This window comes from Algoriphagus sp. (genome assembly GCF_024305035.1).
Classification (GTDB): domain Bacteria; phylum Bacteroidota; class Bacteroidia; order Cytophagales; family Cyclobacteriaceae; genus Algoriphagus.
The window spans coordinates 1-2191 of sequence record NZ_JAMWZB010000066.1; the positions used below are offsets into that span (position 1 = coordinate 1).

Sequence of the window (2191 nt, forward strand, 5' to 3'; positions counted from 1 at the left end):
AACCTACAGCTGGTAGGGGAACTATGAAAGATGTACTTGGTGGGGTGGATACGTACAGGTAGCTCTGAAGACAGGATTCATCAGGTCCTGTGTCTTTCTACTTGTCTTTTTTAGGTTTGTTTTTGTTGAAATTCATGGTAGAACTTTTGTTTGTAACAAACCCATAACAATTAAGGGTATAATGAAAAATGTCCTTATTAGGATTAGTCCTTTTCGAATTGGCAGGCCCTTTTAAAAAAATCCAAAATGGAACAAAAAACCACTTATGGCTAAGAAACTTACTAAACCGCAAGGAAAATTAAGTCTTAATACTATTCCAATATTCTGTAGGGCTAATTGAAAACTCTTTTTTGAAAACATTATAAAATGTGATTCTTGAGTTAAACCCTGAGTCGGCAGCTAAAGACTCAACGGTGGATGATTCCAAGTATCCATCTTCGATTTTCTCTTTAGCGTAAGACACCCTAAATGAGTTGATTAAATCTTTGAATTTCTTTCCATAAAGTGAAATCGAAATTTCAGAAACGACTCTATGGGAAACCCCTACTGTAACAGCAAACTCACGAATTAATAAATCAGGTTTAAGATAGATCAATTCATCCTCTAGTAACATTTTAAATCTTTCTCTAAATAACTCTACATCTTCTTCCAATAAATCTATATTATTTCCATTATTTTTCGTTGTATAGAATTTTAAATCCAAGGAAGGTCTGTTTTCTAATTCTGCTTTGGGATTAACTTTCTGATGAGCAGCAAAATTGATATGCATATTTTTAAATGAATAAAAGAGATAAAAAGTGATTCCTATTAAAATTAATATGACACTTACCAATTTAATTTCCGGAAAAACCATATTTGTAAAAAATGATTGTAACTGCATAGATAATTGAATAAGTAAAACAAGTTGAAAAAAACCAAACAGTAAAAGAGTGGGTTTCATCCATTTTTTAATAGTACATTGAGCCGAATTACCAAAAAAATAGCCATTTGAGAAAAGAATCCTCCAAGATATGAAAAAATAAACAACCATTAGTACAAATCTGAAAATTTCCACCCAAACACCTGGAATAAACCCATGCGCTAAGGTTACCCTTCCAAAATCTTCACCAAGAACCATGGTTGCGATCATTTTTTTTTCTTCCAATGACTTAGTATAAAAAGGAATAAGCTCCAAAAAGTGAAATAAAAAAGGCAAAAAGTGAATAAAATGATTTTTTTTCCAAGAAGATCCAAAGGCATGCTGCATAACTCCCAGATAGAAGAGTGGAGCTGGCAAAAACATAATTGGGCTAACAGTCTTTAAAAGATGTGGATAAACTTCAATCAGCCCGAACTCAAACCATAAAACATGAGCAATAAAAAACAAAGCCAATATTGCAAATGAAAAACCGATGAACTTTGAAGGTAATTCCTTTTTTAAGCCTTTATACGCAATAAAAGAAGCAATGAGTAAAAAAAAAGAGGTAAATATTAATAAAACTATTTTTAACATGATTTTTAAATGAAATAAGCCAGTGATTTTTAAATAGAAGATTTACAATTAGGCATAACCAATATTATTCATTTCCCAAGTTAGCTCTTAGCTAAACCACGAATATTAACTAATTTTCATTTTTATCCAAACTATTTCCTAGGAATTAAATTGCATGCAAGCTAAAACCTAAAGACTTTGTTTCTATTAAAACCTAAGACGGGATCAACAATGAAATTAGTTTTCAGATCCGGACTAATTGCTTTAATTTTACAGTGAGAACCCAAAATTCCAGGAGAGCAAGACTAAATAAGCCATTATCAACTCTTATAATCTTGAAATTAGGGTAGTTCAGGGATTTTTAAATCAGAAAAAGATAGGCCATCAAAATTTCGGCAACATTTTTTTTCATTAATTAAAAAAAGTTCTCTTGCAAGGAGTATCAATAGAGCTCCAAAATTTGCAGAGAATTTGCCAAATTTTGGCCTTCTTCCAATTTCATTTTTAATGAAATGAATTCCCGAAAGAAAGAAAAAATAGGCCCAAAAGGTTTGCTTTTAATTAAATTTCACCAATTCTATTTTTAAATTGATATGGATTGGAAATATGAATAACAAAAGGGAAATAGTTGAAAAAATAGTTAATGATATATTCCATTTTTCAAGCTCAACTACCAAATCGGCAAAATATCCCGCTTGTCTCTATCATCCTTAGGGAAGA

General features: G+C 31.1%; 1 protein-coding gene. It reads right to left on the reverse strand.

Features of this window, described 5'->3' with window-relative positions; translation table 11 throughout:
- Positions 1-298: 298 nt before the first annotated feature.
- Positions 299-1492 carry an AraC family transcriptional regulator gene (locus Q0L00_RS19495; protein ID WP_297338569.1) on the reverse strand — a complete coding sequence of 398 codons (1194 nt, stop codon included), beginning with the start codon at positions 1490-1492 and terminating at the stop codon, positions 299-301.
- Positions 1493-2191: the final 699 nt, after the last annotated feature.